This is a genomic window from Streptomyces sp. NPDC051211 (assembly GCF_040689505.1).
Lineage (GTDB): Bacteria > Actinomycetota > Actinomycetes > Streptomycetales > Streptomycetaceae > Streptomyces.
Window position 1 is genome coordinate 125,404 of record NZ_JBFBAV010000008.1, and the last position, 24,851, is coordinate 150,254.

The following is a 24,851-nucleotide window of genomic DNA, read 5'->3' on the forward strand; positions in this document are numbered from 1 at the left end:
CCGGACCGGGCTGGGGCGGGGGACCGGGCGGGGGCGGACCGGGCGGGTCCGCGGTCAGGCGTCCTGGGTGGCGTGCCGGTCGGTGACCAGCCGCATGCCGGTGCGGGCGAGCAGCTGTGCGGGCTGCTGGGCGGTGGCCGGGGGCTCGTACGCGGTGCTGTCGAGCAGCCGGTCGAGGACGGCGGCCTTGCGGGTGCCCTCGATGCCGAGGGCGGCGACGGGGTCGGCGTCGAGCGGGCCGCGTACGTCGATCAGGCGGACCACGATGTCGTCGCGCTGGAAGACGGTGCTGCTGAGCACCGGGCTTCCGGTGGCGTCGGCGGCGGCCTCGGCCTGCTGGGCGAGGAACCGGGCGAGGGCGGTGCCCTGGCCGGGCTTGGCCCGGTAGTAGAGGGCGTGCCGGTCGGCCTTGCCGGGGCCGGCGGGGGCGGCCGGGGCGTGCGCGGCCACGTGGTGGACGGCGGGCAGGGCCGCACGGGTGAAGAACATCCGGGCGGACTCGGGGTCGTCGAGGTCGCGGTCCTGTTCCAGGTACGGGTTGATGGCCTCTTCGACGGCCCGGACCTCGGGCTGCCGGGCGACGTGCCGGAGCGCCTTGGTGAGGTCGCCCTTCACCTCGACGGTCCGGACGACCCGGTTGCCGTGCATGAACAGGGTGGTGCGGCACAGCCGGGTGCTGTCGTCGACGCGGGCGGCGGGGGCGGCGTAGTCGGCGAGGATCTTCGCGACCCGCTCCTCGGCGCCGGCCTTGACGGTGAAGGTGAGGGCGTGCCGCACCAGGTCGTCGCCGAGCCTCGGGGCGGCCTGCACCGAGCCGCCGGTGACCTTGCGGCCGGTCTCGCGCAGCACGTTGAAGCGCAGCGAGGAGGTGGTGCGGATGCAGGCGCTCAGCGGCCGGATCTGCTCGATGTGCGCCTCGCTGTTGACCCACTCGAGGAACTGCGGGGCGTTCGCCCACTCACTGGTGATGAGCCATTGGGAGGGATTCTCGAACGACTGGCACAGCTGGTCGCTGAGGTGGCCGGGAGTCGCGGCAACATGGTCGCGGATCCGTTCGTAGGCCTCCAGGAACTGGTGCTGGGTGCCCTCGTGCAGATCGACCAGCATCACGACCCGCAGCCGGGATCCGTCGAAGGCCGACTGCGACACACGTTCCGGCAGGCTGATCGTCATTTCGTACGCTCCCTTGCGACAGGGGCCGCGCCGTTCGCGCAGGCCCGCCGGCCCTCGGATTGCCGGGGCACGGCGCTGCTCTCCTAAAGACAGATCGTTGCCGCAGCCTCCACAGAACGCGACACATGCAGATCAAGCGGGTGAACGACGGCGCACAACGGCCGGTCAGCGGGCATAGAAACCGGGTCACCCCCGCGGGAAGGAGCCGAGCAGGCCATGGAAGAAGAGTTCGACGTAGACGTGCCGGTGCTGGTCGTGGGCGGCTCCCTGGTGGGGCTGTCCACCTCGCTGTTCCTGAGCCGGCACGGCATCAGACATCTGCTGGTCGAGAAGCACGCGGGGGTCTCCCCTCACCCGCGTGGCCGTGGCATCAACGCCCGAACGATGGAACTGTTCCGGGTGGCCGGCGCGGAGCCGGACATCCGCCGGGCCGCGGAGGTCCTGGAAGAGAACAAGGGCCTGATCCAGGCCACCTCGCTGACCGGCGGCGACCACCGGTGGCTGGTGCAGAACACCGACCCGGGCGGGGCGCTGGCCAAGTTCAGCCCGACCCGGTGGTGCCTGTGCAGCCAGAACAACATCGAGCCGGTGCTGGCCTCGCGGAGCCGTCAAGCGGGCGCCGACGTGCGGTTCTCCACCGAGCTGATCTCCTTCGACCAGGATCCCGAGGGCGTCAGCGCCGTGGTCAAGGACCGCGACAGCGGCCGGCACATCCGGGTCCGCGCGCAGTACCTGATCGCGGCGGACGGTCCGCGCAGCCCGGTGCGGGAACAGCTGGGCATCCCGCAGTCCGGCAACGGGGACCTGTTCCACAACGTGAGCGTGACCTTCCGCTCCCGCCGGCTGCCCGAGGTACTGGGTGATCTCCGGTTCATCGTCTGCTACTTGATCAAGCCGGGCGCCGACGGGGCGCTGCTGCCGGTGGACAACGCCGAGAACTGGGTCTTCCACGCGCCGTGGCACCCCGAGACCGGCGAGACCATGGAGGACTTCACCGACGAGCGCTGCACGGACCACATCCGGCGGGCCATCGGTGTGCCCGACCTGGACGTGGAGATCTGCGGGAAGGCACCGTGGCATGCCGCCGAACGGGTGGCGCAGCGGTACTCGGCGGGGCGGGTCTTCCTCGCGGGCGACGCCGTGCACGAGATGTCGCCCACCGGGGCGTTCGGCTCCAACACCGGTATCCAGGACGCGCACAACCTGGTCTGGAAGATCGCGGCGGTGCTGGCGGGCCAGGCCGGTCCGGGCCTGCTCGACACGTACGAGGAGGAGCGGCGGCCGGTGGCCCTGGCCACAAGTGAACGCGCCTCCGCCCGGTCCGTGGAGCACGACCACCCCGGCTATTCGCCGCTCCCCGGAGCTCCGGGCGTACCGGGCGGGCCGAGCGGGAAGGCCGGGAAGGACAGCCGGATGCTGCCGACCGCGATGGCGTACTGCTACCCGAGTGGAGCGGTCATCGGCGGCGATCCCGAGCGGGAGATCATTCCGCCGGGGATGAAGATCGACGGCGAGCCCGGCTCACGCGCCCCGCACCTGTGGCTCCAGGTGCCGGAGGGCCGCAAGTCCACCCTCGACCTGTACGAGCGGTCCTTCACCCTGCTGTGCGGCCCCGGTACGCCGTGGCAGGCGGCGGCCGCGCGGGTGGCGAAGCGGATGTCCGTCCTGCTGGCGGGATTCACCCTGGGCAGCGGCCCCGAGGCGGAAGGACGTACCGAGGACGGCACGGACTGGGCGGCGGCGCACGGCGTACGGGCCGACGGGGCGGTCCTGGTGCGCCCGGACGGGTTCGTGGCCTGGCGCTCCGAGGGCCCGGCGCGGGACCCGGAGGCGGAGCTGGAATCGGTGATGAAGCGCATCCTGCACCGCGCCTGAGCCTCAGCGGCAGGCCCAGCAGCCCGCCCAGCACACCTGACGCAGGACGCCCGGCCGCCGTGGGGATCGGTGGTCGGGCGTCGTGTGCTTCCCCGCCGCGTGGGCGGCCATGGCGCGGCCGGCCGCGCACGCGGTCAACACAGCGGCTATCGCGGCCAGTTCCTCGGGCTCGGCGTGGCCGCGTTCGATCCGGAGCAGGGTGGTGACGGGAGAGTTGTTCGGCATCGGCTCGGCTCCTCGCACGGAGTACCGATCAGGCCCTGCCCGACCGGCAAGACACCCCCCAAGCCACCCACGGCGGTCCGTCGGCGGTGCCGCGGACCCCGGGTGGGTACGACGACGCTACAAGCGGGTTCTCGGCGTGTCGTGCCGGAACAGCCCGTGAGGACGCGTCCGTTCGTGTCACCGCCCGTACGCCGTCCGGGCTGTGACGGCCCGGTCCCCGGAGCGGGCTCTGGTCCGGTCGGGTGACGTGACATACCCGGTGCCCGCCGGGCAGGTCCGGGGCCGGTTTTCCGCATCCTGGTGGGCATGGATTACTCAGGGGTCGAGACGGACGCCGCGCGGAAGATGCCCGCGGCACAGAACTGGCGGGCGCTGTACGGGCACTTCCGGCCGCACCGGTGGACGGTCGCGCTGGGCGCGCTGCTCTCGCTGATCGGTGCGGCGAGCGGGCTGGCGCAGCCCCTCGCCGCCAAGGCTCTGGTGGAACGGCTGGGCGACGATTCGCCGATCGCCGGGGTGCTGGTGGCGCTGACCGCCCTGGTCCTGCTGGGGACGGTCATCGACGCGCTGGGCGCGTACGTCCTGGAGCGGACCGCGGAATCGGTGGTGCTGAGCGCCCGGCGCACGCTGGTGGGCCGGCTGATGCGGCTGCGGATGCCCGAGATGGAGCGCAACAAGCCGGGCGACCTGATGTCGCGGGTGACCGCCGACACCACGCTGCTGCGGTCGGTGACCACCACGGCGGTGGTGTCCTCCGTGACCGGCACGCTCACCTTCCTCGCGACGGTCGCCCTGATGGCCGCCATGGACGTGGTGCTGCTCGGCGTGACCCTCGGGGTGATCGTGCTGGTCGGCGGTGCCACCGCGATGGTCTGGCCGCGGATCTCGAAGGCCTCGGCCCGCGCCCAGGAGGCGGTCGCGGAGATCTCCACGGTGCTGGAGCGGGCGTTCGGCGCCTACCGCACGGTCAAGGCGTCCGGCGCGGAGACGCGGGAGATCGCCCGGGTGGAGGCGGCAGCGGAGGACGCCTGGCGGCACGGACTGGCCTCGGCGAAGTGGCAGGCGGTGGCCACGCCCTCGATCGGCCTGTCGGTGCAGGTGTCGTTCCTGGCGGTGCTGGGGATCGGCGGCGCCCGGGTCGCGTCCGGGGCGATATCCGTCGCCGAGCTGGTCGCCTTCCTGCTGTTCCTCTTCTACCTGATCGACCCGATCTCGAAGCTGACGGACGCGGCCACCCAGTTCTCGGTGGGTTCGGCGGCGCTGGCCCGGATCGCCGAGGCCGAGGCGCTGGAGACCGAGCAGGAGACGGCCGCCGGGTCGGGGCTCGCGGTTCCGGCGGCGCGGCGCGCCCCGGCGACGGTCGCGTTCGAGGACGTCCGCTTCGGGTACGGGCCGGATCTGCCGCCCGTCCACCACGGCGTGAGCTTCACGGTGCCGGGGGCCGGCATGACGGCGTTCGTCGGGCCGTCGGGTGCGGGCAAGACCACCGTGTTCGGTCTGATCGAGCGGTTCTACGAGGCGACCGGCGGGCGGGTCCTGGTCGACGGCCGGGACGTGCGGGAGTGGCCGCTGGCCGAGCTGCGGGCCGCCATCGGCTATGTGGAGCAGGACGCCCCGGTGATGGCCGGGACGCTGCGGGAGAACCTCGTGTTCGGTGCGCCGCAGGCCACCGAGGAGGAGATCGCGGAGGTGCTGGGCCGGGCCCGGCTGGACACCCTGGTCGGCCGGCTGCCGGAGGGGCTGGACAGCATGGTCGGGCACCGCGGGTCCACGCTGTCCGGCGGTGAGCGGCAGCGGGTGGCGATCGCGCGGGCGCTGCTGCGCAAGCCGCGGCTGCTGCTGCTCGACGAGGCCACCTCGCAGCTGGACGCGGTCAACGAGCTGGCCCTGCGCGACGTGGTGGCGGAGGCGGCCCGGGACACCACCGTGCTGGTGGTGGCGCACCGGCTGTCGACGGTGACGCTCGCCGACCGGATCGTGGTGATGGAGGCCGGCCGGGTGCGGGCGGTCGGCACCCACGAGGAGCTGGTGGCGGGCGACCCGCTGTACGGGGAGCTGGCCGCGACACAGTTCCTGGCCGCGGCCGTACACGCCTCCTAGCACCGGCTACCGGCTACCGGCTGTCCCGCTCCCGGTTGTTCCGGCTCCTGGCTCCTGGCTCCCGAGCAGCTTCGGATCAGGAGGGGAAGGTGTTGCGCCAGGGGCGGTAGTGCGGGTTGTCCTGGCACTGCTCCATGATCTCGGTCTTGGTCGTCTTGTCGACGGGACAGACCCCGACGACGAACGAGCGGTCGATGCCGCCCGGGAAGGCGACCTCGACCTGGGAGGCCCACTTGTGGGTGTCGCCGATGGTCTGGTTGACGTCCACACCGCCGGGGGCGTCGATGTAGTAGTTCCAGCCGCTCTTCCACCAGGTCTTGTACAGGTCGTGGTCGTAGGTCGTGGAGACGTACGGGGAGGGCTGGTTGACCAGGACGTACTGCTCCAGGTCGTACTGGCCGCCGACGGTGTCCCGGGGGTGGAATCCCTCCTCGAAGACCACCGTCGGCGGCCGGCTGTCGGCGCGGTAGAGCTGCTTGCAGTTGATCCGCCAGGACGGCGACGGGGTGATGCGGGCGATGTCGGCGCGGCGGTCGGCCGCCGCGAAGAGGTGGTCCTCGACCCGCGGGCAGGAGTTCGCGGGCGCGGCCGGGGCCGGCAGGGAGGCGGCGGCGGTGCGGCCGGCGGCGGGGGCGGTGGCCTCCGCCGCGGCGGGCTGCAGGAGGGCGGCGGCCAGGACGGCGGCCAGGACGGCGGCACGGCGCCGCAGGGTACGGGTGATCATGAAGATCACCCTGGCGGCCCCGTGCCGGGCAGTCCGGGACCGTCACCCGATGGTGAGCGTGTCTCAGGGTGAACTCCGGCCGAATCGCCGGGACTTACTCGGACTTAAAAGACATCCTGCCCGGCTCGTCGGGCGGTGAGCAGCAGGTACTCCCAGTCCATGCCGCCGTCCTTGGTGTTCCGCTCGGCGAGCGCGGCGAGCTCCTCGTCGAGGGCGGCGACCTGGTCGGGCCGGTCGGCGATGGCCTTGTACACGGCGATCGTCGGCCCGTAGCAGGCCTTGAAGAACTCGCGGAACTCCTCGGGCCGTTCGAACCGGTCCACCCGGACGGTCCGGGTCCGCGCCTCCACGTCGGTGACCCGGTCGCCGAGCAGTTCGCGTACGTGCGCCTCGTCGCCCCACAGGGGCGGCGGCTGCACGCCGGGCGGCGGCGGGGGCATGTACTGCTTCATGACGCCGAACATCTGGCCGATGAATCCCTGCGGGGTCCAGTTGACCAGCCCGATGGTGCCGCCCGGGCGGCACACGCGGACCATCTCGTCGGCGGCGGCCTGGTGGTGCGGGGCGAACATGATGCCGACGCAGGACATGACGGTGTCGAACTCCGCGTCGCCGAAGGGCAGCGCCTCGGCGTCCGCCTCCCGCCATTCCAGGTCGACGCCGGCCTCCTGGGCCAGCCGGCGGCCGGTCTCCAGCAGCTCGGGGGTGAGGTCGGAGGCCACCACGTGTCCCCCGGCCTGTGCCGCCGGGATCGAGGCGTTGCCGGAGCCGGCGGCGATGTCGAGCACCCGGGTCCCGCTGGTGACGCGGCAGGCCCGGGTCAGTACGGTGCCCAGTTCGGGGATGAGGCGGGAGGCCACGGCGGGGTAGTCGCCCAGCGCCCACATCGCACGGTGCCTGCTCTTCAGGGCACGGTCGGCTGCGACCGCGTCGCTCGGGTCGGTCATGTTCCCGAGCATGCATCACCCGGGGCGGGCCCGCACGGCGGCGGACGCCCGAATGAGTTCGGGGGGCGGCGGTGGCGGCCGTGACCGACCGTTCGGCTGTGCCGCGGCCGCCGGGGCCGGCCGGTCAGGCGAGGCGGGTGGCGCCTCGGGACGGGGCGGCTTCGAGGACGGCCGGGGGACGGTGGCCGGCCGACTCGAAGGCCCTGGTGACGGCCGCGCGCACCCGGTCGGTCCGGTCGGCCGGGGTGAGGGCGATGACGGAGCCGCCGAAGCCGCCGCCGGTCATCCGGGCGCCCAGGGCTCCGGCGCCGACGGCGCCGGCCACGGCGAGGTCGGTCTCGGGGCAGCTGACCCGGTAGTCGTCGCGGAGGGAGGCGTGCCCGGCGGTGAGGAGGGGGCCGAGGGCGGCGGGGTCCCCGGCCGTGAGCCGGGCGACGGCTTCGGTGACGCGGGCGTTCTCGGTGACCACGTGGCGGACCAGCGGCACCAGTCGGTCGGGCAGGGCGGCCAGGGCGGCGGGGAGGTCCTCGTCCGGGAGGTCGCGCAGGGCGGGCAGGCCGAGGAGGGCCGCGGCACGTTCACAGCCGGCCCGCAGGCCCGCGTACGCGCCGTCGGCGAGGTCGTGCTGGACGCGGGTGTCGATGACCAGCAGCCGCAGGCCGTGGCCGTCGAGGTCGAAGGGCACCTGGCGGTGGCCGAGGGTGCGGCTGTCGAGGTGCAGGGCGGCGCCCTCCGTGCAGCAGACGGAGGCCATCTGGTCCATGATCCCGCAGGGCACCCCGGCGAAGGCGTTCTCGGCGCGCTGGGCGATCCGGGCCAGTTCGGGGCCGGCCAGTCCCAGGCCGTAGAGCTCGTCGAGGGCGACGGCGACGGCGCATTCGAGGGCGGCGGAGGAGGAGAGGCCGGCGCCGGTGGGGACGGTGCTGTCGAGGTGCAGGTCGGCGCCGCCGGACACGTCGTGCCCGGCCTCGGTGAGCGCCCAGACCACGCCGGCCGGGTAGCGGGCCCAGCCGGTGACCGCGCCGGGGGCGAGCCCGTCCGCCCGGAGTTCGGCGGCCGGGCCGCCCGACTGGGCGCTGTGCAGCCGCAGGACGCCGTCCCCGCGGCGGCGGGCGGCCAGCCGGACGCTCTGCGGCAGGGCCATGGGCAGGGCGAAGCCGTCGTTGTAGTCGGTGTGTTCACCGATCAGGTTGACCCGGCCGGGCGCCGCCCAGACGCCGTCCGGCTGCGCGCCGTAGAGCTCCCGGAACACGGCGGCAATTCCGTCGGTGCTCTCGGCGGTGATGTCGTCGGTCATACGGACTCCCGCAGCTGCCGGGCGGCCGCCTCCGGCGCCACGTCGTTGATGAAGGCTTCCATGCCGGATTCGGTGCCGGCCAGGTACTTGAGCTTGCCGGGCGCCCGCCGGACGGTGAACAGCTCGAGGTGCAGGGCGAGTTCGGTGCCGGCACCGTCCGGGACGGGGGCCTGGTGCCAGGCGGAGACGTACGGGGTGGGGTCCGGGAGGCCGAAAAGCCGGTCGAAGCGGCGCAGCAGGTCCAGGTAGATGCCCGGGAACTCGGCGCGTTCGGCTTCGGTGAGGCAGGTCAGGTCGGGGACCCTGCGGTGCGGGTAGAGGTGCACCTCGTAGGGCCAGCGGGCGGCGTACGGCACGAAGGCCGTCCAGTGCTCCCCCGCCGTGACCACGCGCTCGGTGGCGGCACGGGCTCCGGCCAGCAGGTCCTCGAACAGGTTGCGGCCGGTGGTGGCGCGGTGGGCGGCCGCGGCGGCGGTCATCTTGGCGGTGCGCGGGGTGGTGAAGGGGAAGGCGTAGATCTGGCCGTGCGGGTGGGCGAGGGTCACGCCGATGTCGGCGCCCCGGTTTTCGAAGCAGTACACCTGCGCGACGCCGGGCAGTGCGGACAGTTCCCGGGTGCGGTCCGTCCAGGCGTCGAGGACCAGGCGGGCCCGGTCCTCGGTGAGATCGGCGAAGCCGGCGTCGTGTTCGGGGGTGAAGCAGACCACCTCGCAGCGGCCCGCCCCGCCGGCGAGGGAGGGGAAGCGGTTCTCGAAGACCACGACTTCGTAGTCGGCGGCGGGGATCTCGCCGGTCCGGCCGTCCCGGGCGGGGCACAGCGGGCATTGGTCGGCGGGGGGTCGGTGGGTGCGGGTCTGGCGGTGGGCGGCGATGGTGATCCAGTCGCCGGTCGCCTCGTCGCGGCGGAGTTCCGGGCGGCTCTCGGTGCGCTCCAGCCGGCGCGGGTCCGGGGTGTCGCGCACGGCGCTCTCGTCGGTGTCGTAGTAGATCAGCTCACGACCGTCGGCGAGTTTCGTGATGCTCTTCTTCACCCCCCAAGAGTAAACAGAATCCTATAAGAATCAACAGATCCTGCGTGCTACGCTGTTGAGGTGCAACTGGCCCAGCAGCGACGTGCGTTCATCCTCGAAACGGTCCGGCGCGACGGCGCGGTCCGGGTCGCCGACCTGGTCGACCGGCTGGGCGTCTCGGACATGACGGTCCGCCGGGACCTCGACGCGCTGGCCGCGCGCGGGCTGCTGGAGAAGGTGTACGGCGGGGCCGTCGCCGCTCCCGGAGCGCGCGGGGAGGAGCCCGGCTTCGACGCCAAGGCCTCCCTGGCGGGGCCCGCCAAGGCCGCCATCGCGGAGGCCGCCGCGGGGCTCGTCGAGCCGGGCAGCGTGGTGGCGGTCTCGGCCGGCACCACCGCCTGCGCGGTGGCCGCCCGGCTGCTGGAGATCCCCCGGCTGACCGTCCTCACCAACTCGCTGCCGGTCGCCGACCTCGTCCGGGCCGCGGCCCGCGACCGCGGGGAGGCCGAAGCCCCCGCCCTGCTGCTCACCGGCGGCTCCCCCACCCCGTCGGCCGCCCTGGTCGGCCCGCTCGCCGACCTGGTGATCTCCTCGCTCCACGTGGACCTGCTGGTCCTGGGCGTCCACGGGGTCAGCGAAGGCGCCGGGCTGACCACCCCGAACCTGGCCGAAGCCCAGACCAACCGGGCCCTGGTGGCCGCCGCCCGGCGGGTCGTGGTGGTCGCGGACCACACGAAGTGGGGTGTGGTCGGCCTGAGCTCCTTCGCCCCGCTGGACCGCATCGACTGCTTCGTCACCGACAGCGGGATGCCCCGGCCGGCCCGAGAGGCACTGGCGGACACGGTCGGCGACCTGGTGATCGCAGACCCCGCAGGCCCAGGCTGAGTTCAGCCCGCCGCCGAGCTCCTGACCCAGCGGGCGATCGAGCCCGCTAGGGGGTGTCCGGCGGATCAGCGTCGGATCAGCCCGGGTCGTCTGGTGCCGTGGATTGCAAGGCGGAGGAGGGAGCCCACGCGGAGCGTCGGCGACCGACGACAACGCGGCAAGCCGCGGTGCCAGGCGGGCCGGGCTGATCCGACCCTGATCCGCCGGACACCCCCTAGCCCTGCGGGGGCTCCTGGGGGCGGAGGTCGTGCCGGCGGTGCTGGGTGTCCTTCAGTTCGACCCGGGCTTCGGTCCGGTGGCCGCGGGCGATGTAGTCGCGTACGACCGCCTCGACGGCGTCCTGCGGCGAGCCGACGCCGGCGAGCACCATCACCTCCACGACCAGCTCGGCGTCCAGGCTGATGTTGACCTTGGCCATGCGTCCCCCTCGTCCGGAGTGCTCTGCCCGGACTCTAGCGGCCGCGGGGGCTGCCGGGCGGGTCGAACAGCAACAGGCCGTTGCGGGTCGCCACGGCGATCTCGCCGGCCGGGGAGACGGCCAGGGCCGTGCAGGGAGAGGGGAGTTCGACGAGGTGGCGCGGGGAGCCGCCGGAGACGGACCGGATGAGGAGCAGACGGCTGCCGGCGACCACGTACTCTCGGCCGCCGGGAAGCGGTGCGGCATGCCGGACCGTGAAGCGGGCGACGTTGTGGGCCACGGGGCGCACCGGTTTCGGCCGCAGCCGCAGGGCGCGGGGCCTGCCGAGGAACCGGAGCCCCTCGAAAGGGGGTTCCGGGTCGGCGAGCGCCTCCAGCAAGGACGGCACCGGATAGAGCCAGGCCATCCGGGCACCGACCAGGAGGACACCGGCACCGCCGTCGTCCAGGGTGACCACGAAAGCCTCCACCAGGTCGTGGCCGGCGAGCGAGGCCCGAGCCCAGTGCCCCGTCTCCAGGTCGACGAGCGAGACCCGCGCCCTCTCCGTCTCGACGATCCCGAGGGTACGGCCGGCGCTGCGCACCGCCCACGGGGCCTTCAGGCGGAGGGGCTGGGTCTGCCCTTCCCGCGGCATGGGCTGCGGGTACACGGGCACCGTGTCGGGCCGCAGGCCGAAGAACGGCGTGCGGAGCCCGTCGCTCCACAGCACCTGGTGCACCAGCGGGCCGCGCGCCACGTCCTGCACCGCGAACACCGGCCCGACGGCGGAGAGCGAGTACAGGTCTTCCGCCTCCCCGGCCGGGTCCGGCAAGGCCGCCAGCCTCTTCACGCCCCGGCCGTCGTCGTGCGGTACGGCCAGCCCCATCGGCCTGCCGGTCCGTACGGGGGCGGCCGGGTCGGCGAAGTCCCAGTATTCGAGCAGTCCTTCGCCGGTACGGGCGAACACCAGGGGGCGAGGACTGCCGTCCGGGGAGCGCCGGCGCACGGCGGTGACCGCCCGGTGACCGGAGCCGAACGCGGATCTCAGCCGCTGCACCGGGGAACCGTCGGCGAGGTCGTGCACCAGCAGCACGTCGTGACCGCCCGGCGAGACGCACACGGGGCGGTCCCCGAACAGGGTGGTGGCCACCGCACGGCCGGAGGGCACCGGCTCCCGCCCGTCCCGCAGGACCCAGCCGGGCCCCTCACGGGTCAGCAGGTGCAGACCGCCCAGGTCGTCCCCGCAGACGAGTCCTGAGGCAGCCGGGTGGAGGGAGCGGATCCGCCGGTCGGTGCGCCGCTCCCACACGGTTCGGATCCCGCCGGCGCCGTCCGGCTCCCGGGCCACGAGCCGGTGGTCGTCTCCCGAGCTCACCAGCCACGGCCCCCGGTCCCCTCCGTTGCCGGTGACGAAGGACAGCGCGCGGACCCTTCGGCGGTGGGCCGGAACCGGGTCGGGGAGCAGGCGTCCGTCGGGCACGGACCACTGGTGGACGGTGCCGTCCTCCGTGCCGCCGGCGAGGCGGCCGGAGCCGTCCGGGGCGAGGGCGAGGGCGGTGAGCCAGGCCCCGGCGGGGGTCCGGCCCCCGCCCCACCATCGACCGCCGTCCCCCAGGTCCCAGCAGAGGACCCGGCCGTCGTCGGTACCGGCGACCACGACGTCCCGGCCGCGGACCCGGCCCGCGCACAACGCGGTGACCGGGCTCGGTGCCCTGAACTCCTGCTCCCGGACCGGCAGTCCGCCGGCCAGCAGCAGGATCCGTACCCGGCCGAGGTCGACATGGCGCGTGGTGGCGACGTAGTCGAGGCCCGCCCCGGTGCGGCCGCACACCGCGTGGCTGAGGGAATCCGTCCGCTCCCCGATGCCCGGCGGCAGCGGAACGGCCGGGCGGTGCCACAGTTCGGTGCGCCGCTGGGGGTCCCAGCAGCGGATCCGGTGATCGGCGCCCACGCTGACCAGGCAGGGCACCCCGCCCGGCCCCCGGACCTCGCCCAGGGCGATCACGGGCACGTCGTGTGCGACGAGTTGCCGGGTATCGGTGACGTGCGCGGTCGGCAGCAGCCGGACGATGCCGTCCGTGCCACCGACGCAGAGGGTCCCGCCGATCCGGGTCAGGGCGCTCGCCTCGTGTTCGTCTTCCTGGCCGCCGATCCGCTCCCCGCCGATCAGGTCGTAGAGCTGGAGCCCCCGGCCACCGCCCTGGACGGCGACGCACGCGGTGGCGCCGAGACCGAAGGCGGCGAGTCGGGGGCCCCACCGGGCGACGTCGAGCGGCAGGCCGACGGGGCGGCCGCTTTCCACGTCGATGCGGTGCAGGAGGCCGTCGGCGGTGGCCACGGCCACCATCCACTGGCGGTCCCTGCGCACCACCGCGAGGGAGGTGATCACGAAACGGGAGGCGAGCAGGGTGCGGGGAGCCTCGTCCGTGCCCATGGGAGTGAGCTGGACCCGTCCGTCCCGGCCGCCCGACACCAGCAGCCGGCCGTGCGGGTGGGGGTGGATCACCGCCATGGCCGTCACCTCGGCGTGGTGACCGGTACGGATCGGCGAGACCATCCGGCCGCTGCCGTCGAGGACCAGGACCTCCCCCTCGGCCGTGCCGACCAGGAACCGTCCCTCGGGCATCCCGTCCGGTGCCGCACAGACCGTGATCGAAGGGTCCCCCTCAGCCGTCATCCCGACCAGCGTTCCCGCCCGCTGGTGCAGTCGCTCCTCGACCTCCCGGCGTTCGAACTCGTACGCGGTCCTGCGCTGCGCACGGGTGAGCTGCCGCTGCCCGGGCTCCTTCTCCAGTCGGTAGACGAGCAGCCGGTGGGGTGGGACGAGCAAGGCCGCATGACTGGGGAATCCGTCCGCGGCACTCACCGCCAGGTGTGAGGGCGTGCGTTCCAGCGTCGGCGGTGCGTCGGGCGGCACGGGCAGCCGCCACGAGCTCATCGCGCCCGTACCGGGGTCGAAGACGCGCAGTTCCCAGGCGGACTCCACGAGGCGCGGGCGCCGCGCGTGGGCCGTCGCGCTGTCCGCCGGATTCCGCCGGAAGAAGTCGTCGAGCACCACCGCCACCGCGCGCGCGGGTGGCGGCAGCGCCGTCCACGGCCCCTGCCTCAGCCATCCCGGTCCCTGGACCGGTACCTCCCGGAGCTCCCCCAAGTCGAGGTCCCAGCTCTCGAAGCTGCCGCTCTCCGGCATGCCGCAGAAGTCGGCGCCCTGCGTGGGCCGGGGAACCACCACCCCGGCCCAGTCTCTCAGCCCCTCGTAGGCCCGCTTCCCGCCGTGCGGGTTCCACACCGCCCACCGCACCCGCCACTCCGGCCACTGCTCCCCCGGCGCCGGGTCGCAGGAGTCCGCGAGGGCCCCGGCGCCCCGGCAGACCGCCGCCAGGCGGAGGCGGGCGCGGACCTCGGGGGTGGTGGCGCGGCCGTCCGACCGGCGGAGGTCGCCTTCCAGTTCCTTCACCGCGTCGCCCGCCCGCCGGCCGGCCGGGGTGCGCAGGCCGGGCAGCGCGGCCATCAACTGGCCGGGGGCGCAGGACAGTACGTAGTCGGCGTCCTGGACCAGCTCGTCGAGGACGCCGGCCGCGCCCGCGTGCAGGGCCAGGTAGCGGCGTACGTAGGGGTGGGCGGCGGGCCAGCCGCCGCCCGGGAGGCGGTCGACGGAGGCCCGCAGGACCTGGGTCACGGTGGCCTCGACGGCGCGTTCGTCCCGGCCCTCCCGCAGGTATTCGATGAGCGCGCGGTGGTAGACGCGGTAGACGGAGCCGCCGTCCTCGACGCTCTCGACCATGTACGAACCGGCCTCGTCCCGCAGCCGGAACAGGTCGGCGTCGCCGTACGTGCGGCCCGACAGGGCGCTGGCCAGCTGCGGCCACACCCCCGCCCAGGGCAGGCCGACGCCCTGCGCGAAGGCGAGCGGCACCAGCAGGTCGCGGGCGGTGTCCGCGCGGTCCCCGAGGCGCTGGCGCAGATCGCGTTCCATGGCCTCGCCGGGCAGCCGGGGCAGGGCGGCCCGCCAGGCGGAGTCGTCGGGGTCGGGGACGCGGATCTCGCGGGCGACCGTACGGGCGGTGATCCGGGCTACCAGGAAGGACCGGCCGGCGGCTTCGGCGACGGCGCCGGCGACCGCGTCCACCCGGTGGGGTTCGACGGTGGCGAGCACCGAACCGGGGACGGTGAGCAGCCCGCGGACGTACGCGCGGACGGCGAGCGGGTCGGCGTACTCCTCCTCGTCGAGGTCGATGCGCACGGCGGAGGCGGGCAGCCGCTGGGCGACGTGGCGGCGGGCACCGAGCAACAGCCGCAGCGGCAGGCCCAGTTCGGGATCGGTCAGCGGCAGCAGGAGTTCCTCGGTGGCGCCGCGCGGGTCGAGGGCCTCGTCGACCGAGTCGACGAGGATGACGAGCGGGTCGGTGCGGCGTTGCAGGGCCGCGGTCAGGGCACCGACGGTCTCGGCCGCGCAGTCCGCGGCGGCGGCGATCGCGTCGAGCAGCTGCCGGGTGGACTTGTGGCCGGCGTGCACGGCCGCGTGGACGGTGCCGGGGGCCGGCAGGTCGCCGTCGGGCAGCCGGTCGCGGGGGACGGCGGCGGCCCGCTCCGGGTCGGCGAGCAGGGTGACCATTCCGAGCAGTGAGGACTTGCCGGAGCCGGGGTCCCCGGTGACCACGCAGAGCCGGTGGTGGGGGCGGGCGTCGAGCCAGCGGGCGGTCGCGTGCAGGGCCTGGTGCCGGCCGGTGAAGTCCCAGACCTCCTCGGTGGGTACGTCGGTGCCGCGCGCCCGGGGCAGGAAGTGGCTGAGCAGTTCCTCCTCGCGGGCGGTGCGCTCCCGGGAGCGGAGCCGGATCAGCCGGTCGATCTCGTCGAGCTTGAGGTCGGCGGCGTCGGGGACGTACCGGGGGTTGGGCAGGAACTCGGGGATGGCGGCTGAGGCCTGGCCGATGGACCAGACGGGGCGCTGCCACTCGGGGACCTGGGGGTCGGCGCTGACGGCCGCCATGACGTGTTCGAGGCTGATGGCGGCGGGGGCGTGGCCGGCGGTGGCCCGGCTGCGGACGGCTCGCTCGAACGCGGCGGGCAGCGCGCCGGGGCGGGTGACGTCCTTGCGGCGGGAGGCGGCGACCAGGGCGAGGCCGGTGGTGTGGCCGGTCGTAGGGCCGGTCGTACGGCCGGTGGTGGAGCCGCCGCCGTCCGGGCCGGCCGGGCTGCGGAACCGGCGGGCCTGCAGGGCGGCGTGCAGGGCGTCGTCGGTGCCGGCTTCGGCGTGGCAGCAGTCCAGGAGCAGCAGGACCCGTTCGAGCCGGGTGTCCTCCCAGATCAGGGAGACCAGATCGGCCGTGGGCAGGGCGGTGCCGCGCAGGTCGACGGGGTCGGTGTCGGCGAGCATCAGGTAGTGGACGCCGCTGGAGTCCGCCACCACGCCGTGGGCGGCGAGGTAGCAGACCAGGTAGTCGTCGGGGCGGCGGTCGGGGTCGGTGCAGAACCCGCGGAGGGTACGGGTGAGCTGCTCCCGTCCGGGATCGGTCCACGGGCCCGCCTCCGGCCCGGGCGGAGTGACCGGCCCGGGCGGAGTGACCGGCCCGGGCGGGGTGACCGGCCCGGGCGGGGTGACCGGCCCGGGCGGGGTGACCGGCCCGGGCGGGGTGACCGGCCCGGGCGGGGTGACCGGTTCGTAGCCCAGTTCCGTGAACAGGGCCGTCATCCGGCGGACGTCCTCGGCGAGTTCCGGCACGTCGTACTCGGGGTGCCCGTCGATGTGCGCGACCGCCGTGGCCAGCACGTAGCGGCGCGGGCCCTCAGCGGAGGCCGCAGCCATCGGCGACGGCCGCGCCGGCCGCTGCGGTGTCGAGGTAGCGGGTCATGTCGTGGGCGTGCGCGCCGTTGTGCACCAGATGGCTGTGGATCCGCTCGCCGAACAGCGGGCGCAGGTCCTTGGCCAGGGCGACCACATCGCCCTCGTCGGCGATGTTGGTCCACTGTTCGACCGAGCCCGGCCAGTCGCCGGGCGCGCCGCCGGCGGGCAGGCTGAGCCGGTCGAAGACCAGGTTCCGGATGCCCAGCGGGGAGCCGAGCGTCAGCAGGGCGCGGACCGGCCATTCCGGGTGCGCGGCGAGGCTCTCGTACGCGACGACGCTGCCCAGCGAATGGCCCACCAGGAGGCGGGTGTCGGGGGTGATCCGGGCGGCCACCCGCGCGGCGACGGCGGGGCGGACCCCGGGGTCGCACAGGTAGCGGCGGACCTGCCGGAGGTCGGCGACCAGGGCCCGCAGGGCGAGGCCGGAGAAGAACCGGGACCGGCTGAGGGCGTCGAGGGCACGCTGGACGGAGCGCGGGGTGCGGGCCAGCGTGGGGGCGTCGGGCGGGACCACGGCGGGGTCGGTACGGGCGGCCTCGGCCCACAGCAGCCGCAGCAGCTCCGCCTCGAACTCCGGCTCCACATCGGCGGCGTCCCAGGGCGGTTCGCTGCCGGATAGCACCCGGCCGGGCGGCCGGAACAGGTCGCCGTAGAACACGCAGGCGATGTCGGCGGGCTTCAACCGGTCCTCGTGGCCGGCCCGGCTCAGGCCGTCGGCCATGGCGGGCCACCATCGGCCGTGCTGTTCCCGTTCTCCGCCGAACTGCTGACCGATACCGTGCACACAGATCACCCGCGCCATCGCTCCCCCTCGGCCAAGCGCCGTACGCGCTATGGACCATAGCCAACATCCGGGTTCTCGGACCCTCGTTTGGAGTCACCTGTGAAAGCGATCGTTCAGGACAGGTACGGATCGGCGGAGGTGCTGGAGCTCGCGGACATTCCGGTGCCGGTTCCCGGCCCGGCGGAGGTGCTGGTCCGCGTGCACGCGGCCGGAGTCCACATCGGCGACTGGCACCTGATGGCCGGACTGCCGTCCATCGGAAGACTGTTCGGCATGGGGTACCGCAGACCCAGGACCCGGGTCCGGGGCCACGAGTTCGCCGGCCGCGTGGAGGCGGTCGGCCCGAAGGTGACCGGGTTCGCGCCGGGCGACGAGGTGTTCGGGGTCGGTACGGGCGCCTTCGCCGAGTACGCGTGCGCCCGGCAGGACCGGATCGTGGCCCGGCCGGCCGGGCTCGGAGTGGAACAGGCGGCCGCGCTGCCGGTGTCCGGGCAGACCGCCCTGCAGGGACTGCGCGACACCGGGGGCCTCAAGGAGGGACAGCGCGTGCTGGTGATCGGGGCGGCGGGCGGAGTGGGCTCGTACGCCGTCCAGCTCGCCCGCGCGCTGGGCGCGGCGGAGGTGACCGGAGTGTGCAGCACCGGCAAGGTGGACCTGGTCAGGTCGCTCGGCGCGGACGCGGTCATCGACTACACCCGGGAGGATTTCGCGGACGCGGGGCCCCGTTACGACCTGATCCTCGACACCGCCGGGAACCGGCCGCTGCCGCTGCTGCGGCGGGCACTGGCCCCCGACGGGACCCTGGTCATCGTCGGCGGCGAGGGCGGCAGCCGGTTCTTCGGCACCCTGGACCGGCAGCTGCGGGCCTCCCTGCTCTCCCCGTTCATCCGGCAGCGGCTGCGCACCCTGGTGGCCGCGGACCGGGCGGCGGACCTGCGCGAGCTCGCCGAACTCGTGGTGGCCGGGCGGCTGGTGCCGGCCGTCGAGCGGACGTACCAGCTCTCCGAGGTGCCCGAGGCGATCCGGCATCTGGAGGGCGGGCACGCGCGCGGAAAAGGGGTGATCGCCGTTAATCGGTAGATCCGCCTCCGGCGGCTTCCTACAGTGGCGGGGGCGCCACGCAGCCGGCGTGAACGCCCTCGTCATCGTCGTCCTCGTCGCAGGACATGCAGGAACAGGTCGGTCCAGGTCATCATGCGCACGCACTATCCCCGTACGCCGCATCTGCCCTGGTCGCCGGGGGCGGCCTCGGACGACGTGCGGGCCGGTGACCTGGCCGGCCTGGCCGGGCGCGAGGTCGTGGTCACCGAGAAGCTCGACGGGGAGAACACCACCCTGTACGCGGACGGGCTGCACGCCCGGTCGCTGGACTCGGGGCACCATCCGTCGCGGGCCTGGGTGAAGGGGGCTGCAGGGGCGCGTGGGCGCCGGGATCCCGCAGGGCTGGCGGGTGTGCGGGGAGAACCTGTACGCCCGGCACTCCCTCGCGTACGAGGAACTGGACAGCTGGTTCTACGGGTTCTCGGTGTGGGACGCCACCGGGCACTGCCTGGACTGGGACTCCACCGTACGGTTCCTCCGGGGGCTGGGCGTGCCGGTCCCCCGGGTGCTGTGGCGGGGCGTGTTCGACGAGCGGGCGCTGCGCCGGCTGCGGCCGGACACGACCCGCCAGGAGGGGTACGTCGTCCGGACCGTCGAGGGCTTCGCCCGGGCCGAGTTCGGGCAGCGGGTCGCCAAGTGGGTGCGGCCCGGGCACGTGATGACCGACACCCACTGGATGTACGCGGCCGTGGTGGAGAACGGGCTGGGGCCGGCCGCCGCGCTGTGGGCGGTCCGCTCGGGTGCGGTGCCCGATCCGGCGGCGCTCGCGGCGGCGCTGGGCGAGCCGGCGCCGGACGCGGGAGGCGTCGCCGCGGAGACGGAGGGCGTTGCCCCGGAGGCCGGGGCGGGCACGGGGGGCGTCGTCGCGGAGGCCGTGGCGGGAGCGGGAGACGTTGCCGCGGAGGCCGTGGCGGAGGCGGCCGGCCGGATCGATCTGCTCGGGCGGACCGGGGACGCCCGGCTCGCCGGGGTCCTCGCGGCCCTGCTGCACGGCCGCCGCCGGGCCGGGCTCGGCGCGCGGCTCGCCGGCCCGCTCGGGCTGCCGCTCGCCCGCCGGGTCGCCGACCTCGTCGGCCTGCACCCGCTGCCGCACCGCCCGTACCCCGACGAGGAGCGCCGGGCCGGGCTGCTGCGGCTGGCGGCCGCCGCCGACCTCGGGCTGTTGCACGCAGTGTCGGCCGCGGCCCTGGCCGGACGCACCGGCCCGGAGGCCGCGGAGGCCCGCGGGCACCTGGAATGGTCCGCGCTGTACGCCGAGGACGCCGGGCTGCTCGCCGCCGACCCGCTGGAACCGCTGCGGGCCGGCCTGCGCGAGGCACTCGGCGGCCTGGACGGCGAGGCTGCAGACCGGTGCTGGGCGGAGGCCCGCCAGGCGTACGTCCGGGGCCGGCTCGGCACCGCCGAGGAGGCGGTGGCCGCGACCTGGCGGTGGCGGGACGGGGCGTTCCCCCGGCTGGTCCAGCTGGTCGGGCCCTCGGGCAGCGGGAAGAGCACGGTGGCGCGCACGCTGCCGGGCGTCGGCGCGTACGTCTCCCTGGACGACCTGCGCTCCGAGCGCGGCGACCGGGCCGACCAGCGGGCCAACGGGGAGGTGCTGCGGGCGGGCCTGGACCGGCTGGACAGCGCCCTGTCCGGCGGAGGCACAGTGGTATGGGACGCCACCTCGCTGACCGAGCAGCAGCGCGGGCTGGTGCTGGGGGTGGCGGGGCGGAGGAACGCCCTGGTCACGCAGCTGGTGCTGCTGGTGGACGAGGACGAACTGGTCCGGCGCAACGCCGTCCGGCCGCATCCGGTGCCGGCGGACGTGCTGGCCGGGCAGCTGCGCCGGTTCAGCCCGCCGTACCCCGGGCGGGTCCACCGCACCTGGTACGCGGGTGCGGACGGCGTGATCGCGGACCGGGCCGGCGGCCTGGCCGACGGGGACGAGTGGGGCGTGAGGAACTGATGCGGACCAGCGAGGAGATCTACCACCAGGTGCGCTGGGATCCGCGCCTCGACCCGGCACGGTTCGTGCTCGGACTGCTCCAGCGGGGGGCCGCACCGAAGCGGATCCCGTTGCCCGCGTTCGTGCCCGGCGGCGACATCCCCTGGCACCGGGTGCTGTTCGTGGAAGCGGACGGGGAGCTGGTGTGGGACCGGTCCGCCGGCCTGGACCGGGTCGGACTGTCGGAGGCGGGGCGGGTACGGGAGCCGCGGCGGCTGCGGGCACCGTTCTTCACCGCCCGCACCCCGTACGCGTGGGACGCGGCGGCCGGGCGCTGGTCCCCGGCCGGAGCGGCCCCGACGGCCGGAGCGGACGTCCCCGCCGCGGAAGTGCGGCTGCTGACCTGGAACACGCTGTGGGACCGGTACGACGCCGACCGGATCGACACGGCCCGCCGGCGGCCGCGGCTGCTCGCCGCGCTGGCGGCCGCCGACGCGGACGTCATCGCCCTGCAGGAGGTCGAACCGGCGCTGCTGGACATGCTGTTGGCGGCGGACTGGGTGCGCGCCCGGTACACGCTGGGCACCGATCCGGGCGGCAGGGACGTGGACGACAGCGGGCTGCTGCTGCTCAGCCGGCTCCCGGTGCGGGAGGCGGGCGGCCACCGGCTGGGCCCGCACAAGGCGGTCGCGGCCGTGGTGGTGGACACGGCCGGCGGGCCGCTGGTGGTGGCCGCCTCCCACCTGAGCAGCGACCACTCGGAGAACGGGGCCGGCCGGCGGGAAGCCGAACTGGCCCGGCTGGGCGAAGGCCTGGGCGGGGTGGAAGGCGACCTGGTCGTGCTCGGCGACTTCAACGACGGCCGGGACGGGCCGGAAGGGCCGGCGGCCGCGCTCGGACTCCGGGACGCCTGGACCGAGGCGCACGGGCCGGCGGACCGGACGCCGACCTTCGACCCGGGGGCCAATCCGCTCGCCGCCGTCTCCTCGCTGACCGGGCGGGCCTCGCGGCTGGACCGGATCCTGCTGCGGGGCGGCGCCCGGGTGGCCGGCGCCGGCCTGCTGGGCGACGTACCGGAGGCGGACGGACTGTTCCTGTCGGACCACTACGGGGTGCGGGCGGAGCTGTCGGTCGGCGCGGAGGGCGAGGGGACGGGCGGGGTGCCGGTGCTGGACGTGCCGGCGACGGCGCGCACGGCCCTGGCCTGGCTGCCGCCCCGGGAGTGGTGGCCGGGCGTCCAGGAGCTGCGGCGGGACCACGACCCGCAGGTCCACCGCTGGCCGCCGCACGTGAACCTGCTCTTCGGCTTCGTGCCGGAGGCGGAGTTCGAGCGGGCGGCCCCGCTGGTGGCGGCCGTGGCGGCGGGGACGGCACCGTTCCCGGTGCGGCCGGCCGGGGTGCACACCTTCGGGCACCGGGAGGACGCGACCGTGTGGCTCGACCCGGCGGCGGCCGGGGAGGCGCCGTGGCAGGAACTGCGGGCGGCGCTGGCGGCCCGCTTCCCGGGATGCCGGGGCCGGTCCGGAGCCGGGTACACCCCGCATCTGACACTGGGCCGCTCGGCGGATCCACAGCGGGTGGCCGCCGACTGCGCCGAGCGGCTGGCCCGGGCCGGGCTGCCGGCCGCCCGGGCGGGCGAACTCGTGCTGCTGTCGCGGCGCGGCGAGGAGCCGATGCGGGCGCGGGCCACGGTGGCGCTGGGTACCGGCGAGGTCCGCTGGCTGCCGGAGCCCGCACCGGCCGCGGCCGCCGGGGCGCCCGGGGGGCCGGCCGACGGCGCACCCGGCGGGGCACCCGGCGAGCCGGATGCGGACTCGGTGGCCGCACGGGTGGCTGCCGCACTCGGCGAGGGCGTCGTCGAGGTGGTCGGCTCGCGCCGTACGGGATGCGCGCTGCCCGGCGCGGACCTGGACCTGGTGGCGGCGCTGCCGGGCCGGGCCGATGCCGAGGGGGTCGCGGACCGCATCCGCGCGGCGCTGCCGGAGGCCACCCGGTTGCGGCAGGTCATCGGCGCCCGGGTCCCGGGCCTGCGGTTCGCCGTGGGCGGGCTGGCGGTCGACCTGGTGCTGGTCGGCGCCGGGAACGTGCACCCCGGGCAGGCCGTGGCCCGCCGCGCGGAGCTGGACCCGGCGGCAGCGGTGGCGCTGAGCTCGGTGAGCGACGCGGAAGCGGTACGGGAGGCGGTCGGAGCCGCCGGCCGGGAGGCGGAGTTCGCCCAGCTGGCCCGGCAGGTCAAGGCCTGGGCCCGGGCCCGCGGCCTGGACTCCGCCCCGCACGGCGGACTCCCGGGCCTGGCCTGGTCCGTCCTGGCCGCCCGCACGGTCCTTCAGACCCCGCCCTCCCGGCCGGCCGCCCCCCAAGCAGCCGCCGAACCCGGCGCCGAACCCGGCGCAGCCCGGGCCGACGAAGGCCGAACCCCGGCCGGCCCGGCCGAAGACCGGGCCCGGACCGGCGGAGCCGGAGAGCCCGGCGGGGACGGCGGCCGGGCGCTGTTGCAGGAGTTCTTCGGGGCCTGGGCCGCATGGGACTGGCGGCGGCCGGTGACCCTCGCAAGCGCGGCGGAGCCGACAGCTGCCGCAGGGCCGGAGCCGACAGCTGCCGCAGGGGCGGAGCCGGCCGGTGGGGGCGGGGCGGTCACGGTGCTCACCCCGTCCGCGCCCGTCCGCAGCTGCACCGCACAGGTCGGTCCGGGCTTCCGAGACCTGCTGGTCCAGGAGCTGTACCAGGCCTGGGAGACCCTGGAGGCGGGCGGCAGCCCGGCCGGGCTGTTGTCCCCGCCGCCGCTGCACCGGCGGCACGCGGCCTGGGCGATCGTGACCGTACGGGCCGACACGGAGGCGGAGTTCGAGGCGGCCGCGGGCCGGATGCGGGGCCGGATGCGCGCCCTCCTCACCGCCCTGGAGGAGGCCGGCGTCCCCGACGTCCACGCCTGGCCGCGCCCCTTCCGCTCCTCCCCCACCCGGGCCCGGTTCGCCGTCGGCCTGGGACCCGCCCCGCCGTCCCGGTCCGTGCTCGCCGCCGTGGCGGACGCCTGGTCCCGGGACCTGCCCGGGGTGGAGACGAGCTGGGCGGAGGGCGGCGCCCTGGGCTCGCCGGCCTGACCGCGCGGTGGGCGCCGAGCGCCGGGTACGAGAGCGAAATCGGGCAAGCGGGCACCCTCGGGACGAGTCCGGCCGGGCGTGCTGATATTCCTGGAGGGGTGACCGAAGACATCGCGCACACGCCGCACACCCCCGCCGCCCAGCGTCGCACCGACACGATCGAGTCGCTGATGGCCCGCTTCCCGCAGGTACCCCGGGAGGCGGTCATCAAGGAGGACCTGCTGCGCGGGGGCATCGCCTTCGACGAATCCGCGCTCAGCGACAACGAATCGGGCGACGTCAAGCCCAAGTCGTACTTCATCTTCTCCTTCGACCACCGGACCCTGCCCGAACTCGGTGCGGCCGCCCTGCGCCGCCCGCCGGAGGAGATCGTGCTCACCGGCGGCCCCTACGACCTGCGCCGGACCGTGGTGTCGGTGCGGGTGAACCCCGCCTCCCCCTACCGGGTGGCGGCCGGGGACGACGGCATGCTCGGGCTGTGGCTGGACGGCGTACGGATCGCGGACGTCGGGCTGCCGCCGATGCCCGAGTACTACCGGCACAAGCTGTCGAACGGGAAGTCCGTGATGGAGGTGGCGCCCACCATCCAGTGGGGCTACCTGATCTACCTCACGGTGTTCCGGGTCTGCCAGTACTTCGGCGCCAAGCAGGAGTGCCAGTACTGCGACATCAACCACAACTGGCGCCAGCACAAGGCGGCCGGCCGCCCCTACACCGGGGTCAAGCAGCTCGACGAGATCCTGGAAGCGCTGGAGATCATCGACAAGTACGACACGGCCAAGGCGTCGAAGGCGTACACCCTCACCGGCGGGGCCATCACCTCGCAGGTCGGCGGCAAGGACGAGGCCGACTTCTACGGGCAGTACGCGAAGGCCATCGAGGAGCGGTTCCCGGGCCGCTGGACCGGCAAGGTGGTCGCGCAGGCGCTGCCCCGCGAGGACGTCCAGCGGTTCTACGACTACGGGGTGCGGATCTACCACCCCAACTACGAGGTGTGGGACCGGCGGCTGTTCGAGCTGTACTGCCCGGGCAAGGAGCAGTACATCGGGCGGGACGAGTGGCACCGGCGGATCCTGGAGTCCGCCGAGGTGTTCGGTGCGCGCAACGTGATCCCGAACTTCGTCGCGGGCGTGGAGATGGCCGAGCCGTTCGGGTTCACCACGGTGGACGAGGCCATCGACTCGACCGTGGAGGGGCTGCGCTACTTCATGTCGCACGGCATCACCCCGCGGTTCACCACCTGGTGCCCGGAGCCCACCACTCCGCTGGGCAAGGCAAATCCGCAGGGTGCGCCGCTGGAGTACCACATCCGGCTGCTGGAGGCCTACCGGTCGACGATGGAGGAGTTCGGGCTGAGCTCCCCGCCCGGGTACGGCCCGGCCGGTCCGGGCCGGGCCGTGTTCTCGGTCAGTTCCTTCATGGACAGCCTGCCCGCCAACGACGAGTGAGGGCGCCGGCCGGCC

The 24,851-nt window shown here is 74.9% G+C and carries 15 protein-coding genes and 1 pseudogene; 7 read left to right on the plus strand and 9 right to left on the minus strand.

What is annotated here, in order from left to right; translation table 11 throughout:
* Positions 1–54: 54 nt before the first annotated feature.
* Entirely contained in the window at positions 55–1,173 is a 1,119-nt protein-coding gene (locus AB0447_RS11250; protein ID WP_366476323.1) for a SchA/CurD-like domain-containing protein, read from the minus strand.
* 216 nt (positions 1,174–1,389) lie between these two features.
* On the opposite strand from AB0447_RS11250, the gene AB0447_RS11255 reads away from it, so the two are divergent.
* The gene (locus AB0447_RS11255) at positions 1,390–3,048 is read left to right on the plus strand and encodes an FAD-dependent monooxygenase (RefSeq protein ID WP_366476324.1); all 1,659 of its coding nucleotides are present in this window, start codon (positions 1,390–1,392) and stop codon (positions 3,046–3,048) included.
* Positions 3,049–3,051: 3 nt separating this feature from the next.
* Here the strand turns inward: AB0447_RS11255 and AB0447_RS11260 are convergent, their stop codons facing one another.
* A complete protein-coding gene (locus AB0447_RS11260) occupies positions 3,052–3,273 on the minus strand; it encodes an acyl-CoA carboxylase subunit epsilon (protein WP_366476325.1) in 222 nt (73 codons plus the stop codon).
* A 306-nt stretch (positions 3,274–3,579) separates the two neighbouring features.
* On the opposite strand from AB0447_RS11260, the gene AB0447_RS11265 reads away from it, so the two are divergent.
* Positions 3,580–5,373, plus strand: coding sequence for an ABC transporter ATP-binding protein (locus tag AB0447_RS11265; RefSeq protein ID WP_366476326.1), 1,794 nt, complete (start codon positions 3,580–3,582; stop codon positions 5,371–5,373).
* 76 nt (positions 5,374–5,449) lie between these two features.
* Here the strand turns inward: AB0447_RS11265 and AB0447_RS11270 are convergent, their stop codons facing one another.
* The 4 genes from AB0447_RS11270 to galT form a co-directional block, all read right to left on the minus strand.
* The gene (locus tag AB0447_RS11270; protein WP_366476327.1) at positions 5,450–6,097 is read right to left on the minus strand and encodes an ADP-ribosyltransferase; all 648 of its coding nucleotides are present in this window, start codon (positions 6,095–6,097) and stop codon (positions 5,450–5,452) included.
* Positions 6,098–6,201: 104 nt separating this feature from the next.
* On the minus strand, positions 6,202–7,044 hold the full coding sequence (locus AB0447_RS11275) for a class I SAM-dependent methyltransferase (protein ID WP_366476328.1): 843 nt from the start codon (positions 7,042–7,044) through the stop codon (positions 6,202–6,204).
* 124 nt (positions 7,045–7,168) lie between these two features.
* Positions 7,169–8,341, minus strand: a complete 1,173-nt coding sequence (galK, locus tag AB0447_RS11280; protein WP_366476329.1) for a galactokinase — start codon at positions 8,339–8,341, stop codon at positions 7,169–7,171.
* Positions 8,338–9,372, minus strand: a complete 1,035-nt coding sequence (gene galT / locus AB0447_RS11285; RefSeq protein WP_366476330.1) for a galactose-1-phosphate uridylyltransferase — start codon at positions 9,370–9,372, stop codon at positions 8,338–8,340. The genes galK and galT overlap by 4 nt, the downstream gene beginning before the upstream one ends.
* Positions 9,373–9,432: 60 nt before the next feature.
* Between galT and AB0447_RS11290 the strand changes: the two genes are divergently transcribed.
* The gene (locus tag AB0447_RS11290) at positions 9,433–10,236 is read left to right on the plus strand and encodes a DeoR/GlpR family DNA-binding transcription regulator (protein WP_366476331.1); all 804 of its coding nucleotides are present in this window, start codon (positions 9,433–9,435) and stop codon (positions 10,234–10,236) included.
* 214 nt (positions 10,237–10,450) lie between these two features.
* On the opposite strand, the gene AB0447_RS11295 is transcribed toward AB0447_RS11290, so the two are convergent.
* Genes AB0447_RS11295 through AB0447_RS11305 form a run of 3 tightly spaced genes read right to left on the minus strand, consistent with a single transcriptional unit; the run spans position 10,451 to position 17,280 of the window.
* On the minus strand, positions 10,451–10,654 hold the full coding sequence (locus AB0447_RS11295) for a type II toxin-antitoxin system VapB family antitoxin (protein ID WP_366476332.1): 204 nt from the start codon (positions 10,652–10,654) through the stop codon (positions 10,451–10,453).
* A gap of 34 nt (positions 10,655–10,688) precedes the next feature.
* Positions 10,689–16,439: a WD40 repeat domain-containing protein gene (locus AB0447_RS11300; RefSeq protein WP_366476333.1), complete on the minus strand. Its 5,751-nt coding sequence runs from the start codon at positions 16,437–16,439 to the stop codon at positions 10,689–10,691.
* Positions 16,420–17,280, minus strand: coding sequence for a hypothetical protein (locus AB0447_RS11305; protein WP_366476334.1), 861 nt, complete (start codon positions 17,278–17,280; stop codon positions 16,420–16,422). The genes AB0447_RS11300 and AB0447_RS11305 overlap by 20 nt, the downstream gene beginning before the upstream one ends.
* 81 nt (positions 17,281–17,361) lie before the next feature.
* Between AB0447_RS11305 and AB0447_RS11310 the strand changes: the two genes are divergently transcribed.
* From AB0447_RS11310 to AB0447_RS11325, 4 genes and pseudogenes are all read left to right on the plus strand, one after another.
* Positions 17,362–18,342, plus strand: coding sequence for an NAD(P)-dependent alcohol dehydrogenase (locus AB0447_RS11310; RefSeq protein WP_366476335.1), 981 nt, complete (start codon positions 17,362–17,364; stop codon positions 18,340–18,342).
* 114 nt (positions 18,343–18,456) lie between these two features.
* Positions 18,457–20,308 (plus strand): annotated as a pseudogene (locus AB0447_RS11315) (RNA ligase family protein).
* Positions 20,308–23,388 carry an RNA repair domain-containing protein gene (locus AB0447_RS11320; protein ID WP_366476336.1) on the plus strand — a complete coding sequence of 1,027 codons (3,081 nt, stop codon included), beginning with the start codon at positions 20,308–20,310 and terminating at the stop codon, positions 23,386–23,388. Before AB0447_RS11315 ends, AB0447_RS11320 begins: the two are co-directional and overlap by 1 nt.
* A gap of 170 nt (positions 23,389–23,558) precedes the next feature.
* The gene (locus AB0447_RS11325; protein WP_366476405.1) at positions 23,559–24,836 is read left to right on the plus strand and encodes a radical SAM protein; all 1,278 of its coding nucleotides are present in this window, start codon (positions 23,559–23,561) and stop codon (positions 24,834–24,836) included.
* Positions 24,837–24,851 lie beyond the last annotated feature (15 nt).

Excerpts from the sequence above, each read along its gene's own strand:
- AB0447_RS11250 (WP_366476323.1), bottom strand. The coding sequence starts at position 1,173 with ATGACGATCAGCCTGCCGGAACGTGTGTCGCAGTCGGCCTTCGACGGA.
- AB0447_RS11255 (WP_366476324.1), top strand. The coding sequence starts at position 1,390 with ATGGAAGAAGAGTTCGACGTAGACGTGCCGGTGCTGGTCGTGGGCGGC.
- AB0447_RS11260 (WP_366476325.1), bottom strand. The coding sequence starts at position 3,273 with ATGCCGAACAACTCTCCCGTCACCACCCTGCTCCGGATCGAACGCGGC.
- AB0447_RS11265 (WP_366476326.1), top strand. The coding sequence starts at position 3,580 with ATGGATTACTCAGGGGTCGAGACGGACGCCGCGCGGAAGATGCCCGCG.
- AB0447_RS11270 (WP_366476327.1), bottom strand. The coding sequence starts at position 6,097 with ATGATCACCCGTACCCTGCGGCGCCGTGCCGCCGTCCTGGCCGCCGTC.
- AB0447_RS11275 (WP_366476328.1), bottom strand. The coding sequence starts at position 7,044 with ATGACCGACCCGAGCGACGCGGTCGCAGCCGACCGTGCCCTGAAGAGC.
- galK (WP_366476329.1), bottom strand. The coding sequence starts at position 8,341 with ATGACCGACGACATCACCGCCGAGAGCACCGACGGAATTGCCGCCGTG.
- AB0447_RS11295 (WP_366476332.1), bottom strand. The coding sequence starts at position 10,654 with ATGGCCAAGGTCAACATCAGCCTGGACGCCGAGCTGGTCGTGGAGGTG.
- AB0447_RS11300 (WP_366476333.1), bottom strand. The coding sequence starts at position 16,439 with ATGGCTGCGGCCTCCGCTGAGGGCCCGCGCCGCTACGTGCTGGCCACG.
- AB0447_RS11305 (WP_366476334.1), bottom strand. The coding sequence starts at position 17,280 with ATGGCGCGGGTGATCTGTGTGCACGGTATCGGTCAGCAGTTCGGCGGA.
- AB0447_RS11320 (WP_366476336.1), top strand. The coding sequence starts at position 20,308 with ATGCGGACCAGCGAGGAGATCTACCACCAGGTGCGCTGGGATCCGCGC.
- AB0447_RS11325 (WP_366476405.1), top strand. The coding sequence starts at position 23,559 with ATGGCCCGCTTCCCGCAGGTACCCCGGGAGGCGGTCATCAAGGAGGAC.